The organism is Streptomyces sp. H39-C1, assembly GCF_027158125.1.
Taxonomy (GTDB): Bacteria; Actinomycetota; Actinomycetes; order Streptomycetales; family Streptomycetaceae; genus Actinacidiphila; species Actinacidiphila fildesensis.
On sequence record NZ_JAPVLS010000206.1, the window covers coordinates 1 to 3,826 of the forward strand.

3 protein-coding genes and 1 pseudogene are annotated in these 3,826 nt (G+C 66.0%); 1 reads left to right on the plus strand and 3 read right to left on the minus strand.

The features are described from left to right. Positions 1 to 233 precede the first annotated feature (233 nt). From O3W51_RS47450 to O3W51_RS47465, 3 genes and pseudogenes are all read right to left on the minus strand, one after another. Positions 234 to 512, minus strand: a complete 279-nt coding sequence (locus tag O3W51_RS47450; RefSeq protein WP_198359580.1) for a hypothetical protein — start codon at positions 510 to 512, stop codon at positions 234 to 236. Between the two features lie 208 nt (positions 513 to 720). After that, a pseudogene (locus O3W51_RS48715) lies at positions 721 to 1,382 on the minus strand (DUF5655 domain-containing protein); the annotation flags it as partial. Positions 1,383 to 1,498: 116 nt separating this feature from the next. Then, the gene (locus O3W51_RS47465; RefSeq protein WP_269290268.1) at positions 1,499 to 2,011 is read right to left on the minus strand and encodes a protein-tyrosine phosphatase family protein; all 513 of its coding nucleotides are present in this window, start codon (positions 2,009 to 2,011) and stop codon (positions 1,499 to 1,501) included. A gap of 196 nt (positions 2,012 to 2,207) precedes the next feature. On the opposite strand from O3W51_RS47465, the gene O3W51_RS47470 reads away from it, so the two are divergent. Next, positions 2,208 to 3,644 (plus strand): NF041680 family putative transposase, encoded by a 1,437-nt coding sequence (locus O3W51_RS47470; protein WP_198359577.1) that lies wholly within the window; start codon positions 2,208 to 2,210, stop codon positions 3,642 to 3,644. Positions 3,645 to 3,826 lie beyond the last annotated feature (182 nt).

Consider the following 3,826-nt stretch of genomic DNA (forward strand, 5'->3'; position numbering starts at 1 on the left):
CGTATGAGTGCGGTTCGGTGACAGAACGCATGCTCATGCGGAGGCCGTCCGCCTGTCCGGTAAAGGCCCAGGTGAGTGATGGTGTCCTACTCGATGTTCGAGTCCGGACCATAAATAACAAGCTTAGAGCTCGTAACACGATCTTGGATTGGTAGATGGTTCGACTGGCGTCAGGGGGTCGCCCGCGGTAGTTCGTTTTCTTGTACGGGCGAATCCCTGCAGCTGCTGAGGTGTCAGTGATGATGGACGACCGCCAAGCGCAGCTCCCCGCCGGGCAGGAAGTCGAGCGCGACGGCATCGAGCATGTTCCCGATCGGTGGGAAGTCTTCTGGGCGCGGGTGTTCCAGGCTGTCGGTGAGGTTCACGAAATCGATGAAGGCCGGCATATCTGATGCTGGTGTGACCACCTCGACCTCCACACCGAATCGTCCCCGATGCCCTGTTACTCGGCAGCGAACTACCTCGAAGGCGCGGATCCCGCTGTTGAGCCAGAGTTGAGGTTGGTCAGTCACGGCTGATCAGCGTACGAGGGCTCAGCCTGTCGCGCACGCCGTCGTCAGAGTCTTCGCCAGCGGATGAGTCCGCAAGCCAGTGAGACGAGGGCGTCGTGTAGGTCGAGGCGTCGTTCCCAGCGGATGGCTGCCCGGCGAGGCCCCTCGGCGGCCTACTCGTCTTCGCGTAGCCGGGCACAACGGACGATGGCATGGCGCCCGACAGCCCCGCCTTCTCCAGATCGGCCGCCGAGCCGATCCGAACCTCCAGGTCGCCCGTCCCCAGGTGACCAACACCGCGCATGTCACGGGAGAAGCCCTCCTCCAGCGCGACCGTGTCCGGATCGACTCTGAGGTACACCAGCATCGCCTCGTGCTTCGGGCGGAAGATCACCGAGGCAAGGTTCACTATCCGCCGATACGCGATGTAGTGCAGTAACGGAGCCACCTCCACATCACCCCACGCGGTAAGTGCCTCGTCCAGCGCGGCGTACAGATCCTGCAGACAAGCCGGAGCCGGACCCGGGGTCAGTCGGACCGCCGACTTGTCGTCGCCGACACCCGCCATCGGTTCCCGTTTGCGACGCTGCCGCTGAGCTGGAACCAGTCTCGGGCAACCGGCGCGGACTCGATCATCTGCAGGATCAAGTGGTAACCGTCGAAGACGCGGTGCGCACCAGGTCGATCCGTTCAGCCGGCGTACCGCGACCCGGTCGTGGACGAGAAACTGGCCGCGATACAGACCATCAGCGGGTTCCACCAGTCGATTGCCTCGGCCGCCTCTGTCCCGAGCTCCACCTTGACCAGTGCCTCGAACGCGTGACGTGCTGAGTCCAGCCATGACAGGTAGGAGACAGCCTGCGACCTGACCCCGCTGTTGGAGCCGGGGCGTGCAGCCAGCGTTCGATCCCGAAGCCGAGTCAGACGGTAGGTGAGAGCTGCTGGAACTGTGTGCGGCATCTTTAAGTGAACATATTCAACTTGTTCCTTAACCTCACGCCGATTGCTCAGGCGGAGGTTTCGAGTCCGGCCAGGAGGCAGGCGATGTCGAGCCCTGTGGTCAGGTACTGCTCGAAGGTCCGGTTGTTGAGGGCCCAGGGTGATCGGTTTCGTCGAATGAGGTCGATTGCTGCGGCGGCGTCTTCGCCGAGTTCGATCAGGGCCTGTGCAACGACCAGGCCGGAGCGGTTGTAGCCGGAATGGCAGCGCACAAGGACGGTGCGATTGCCTCGTACTGCGCCTGCGACAGTAGTGGCCAACTGCTGGACCGCGTACAACTGCACGGCCGTGAGCGGGCTGTCTGGAATCTCGTTGACCAGGTGCTCGACGCTGGGATGCGGTCCGTGCCCCTCTCTGCTGTACAGGCTGACGACCAGGTCAAATTCGACGTCGACGACGGCGGCCTGCGTCTGGCCCTGGGGGCTGACCCAGACGTGTCCGCCCATCCACAGCCCCGGCCTGACCTCGTCCCACGGTGCCTGCGGTTCGGGAGCATCGCGGTCCTTTTGACGTGTCTTCACCTGTGTTCCTCTCCGTCTTGGCCAACGACACGCCCAGGCGCTCAGGTTCCCCGTGCCGATCCACCACCGCTGCCCCGGCCTCGTTGAAGGCCCCACCCAGGTCACTCGTCCGGTTGATCGCCGGACGCGGGGCACGCCTTCTCGTGATCCTGAGACCAGCAACGGGATCAGTCTGTTCACGCAAAAGGCCGCGGTGATGAGTGTGCTGCAAAGCATCGGCGAACAGGACGCGTTCGCGAAGCTCTCGCGCTTCCGGACGGACTTCTACGGCTGCCTGTCCGCACGGGCGGACGCGTTCTTCGAGCTGACCGACGCGCTGCTGTGCGCGGACGGCCCGGTGACGGCTCCGGTGGAGCTGTCGCTGACCGCCGAGCACCGGCGCGGCTACGGCTCCCTCTACGCCGCTCTCAACCATGGCCGCCTCGACGCCGACCGGTTGCGCGAGTTGTTGGCCGGCCTACCACTGCCCCGGATCGGCGGGCGGATCGTGCTAGCGGTCGACGTCTCCCCGTGGCTGCGCTCGGATGCCGCGTGCTCGCCGGAACGGCTCTTCTGCCACGTCCATGGCCGCTCCCGGGCCGCAGCCCAGATCATCCCGGGCTGGACCTACTCGATCGTCGCCGCGCTGAGCCCGGGCAGGTCGTCGTGGACGGCGGTACTGGACGCGGTCCGGCTCGGGCCCGAGGACGATGCCATCGCGGTAACCGCCGACCAGCTCCGCGCTGTGGCCGAGGACCTGATCCGCGTGGGCCAGTGGCAGGCCGGGGACCGTGACATGCTGATCGTGATGGATGCCGGCTACGACGTGATGCGTCTCGCGTGGCTGTTGCGGGACCTTCCCGTCGAGCCGGTCGGACGCCTGCGCTCCGACCGCGTCCTCAGGTTGCCCATACCGCCACTGTCGCGCACCTACCAGCCCATTGGCCGGCCGCCGAAGCACGGCCCGGAGTTTCGCCTCGCTAGGCCTGAGACCTGGCCCGAGCCGGCGGTGGTCACGGATGACACCAGCCGCTACGGAAAAGCCGAAGCCCGTGCCTGGGACCGAGTCCACCCCCGGTTGACCCATCGCTCCGCGTGGATCGACAGCGACGACGAACTCCCCCTGGTCGAGGGCACCCTGATCCGACCGAAGGTCGACCACCTGCCCGGCGACCGCGACGCACCACCGGTCTGGCTGTGGTCTTCGGCGACCGGTGCCGCAGCAGCCGACGTCGACCAGGTCAGGAGCTCCTACCTGCGCAGATTCGACCTGGAGCACACGTTTCGCCTGTTCAAGCAGACCCTAGGCTGGACCCGCCCACGGCTCCGGGACCCGCAGGCGGCAGACCGCTGGACCTGGCTCGTCATCGTCGCCCACACCCAACTCCGCCTCGCCGCGACCCTGGTCGCCGACCAGCACAAGCCGTGGGAGAAACCAGACCGCGCAGGCGCCCTGACCCCGACCCGCGTCCGGCGCGGGTTCCGGAACATCCGACCCCACCTGCCCTGCCCGGCCCGTGTTCCCAAACCGTCCAGGCCGGGACCCGGCAGACCACCCGGCTCGAAGAACCGGCACCCCGCCACCCGTCATGACGTGGGCAAAACCGTCAAACGCCCTGAGACACTGATCGAACGCGATCAAGCCCGACGTTAAGGAACAAGTGTACGTCCAGCAGTCCGGGCGTCATCGCAGCTCAGAAGGGATGAGAGTGATGTAACCGGACGTCAAGCTCAGGATAGCCAGCCGGTGAAAGTCCGGTCCGGGGAGACGCCAGGGTCCCCGGTAGCTGACTCCCGGCGTCACCCGAAATGGTGGCGTCGAAGTGGAGTGACAAG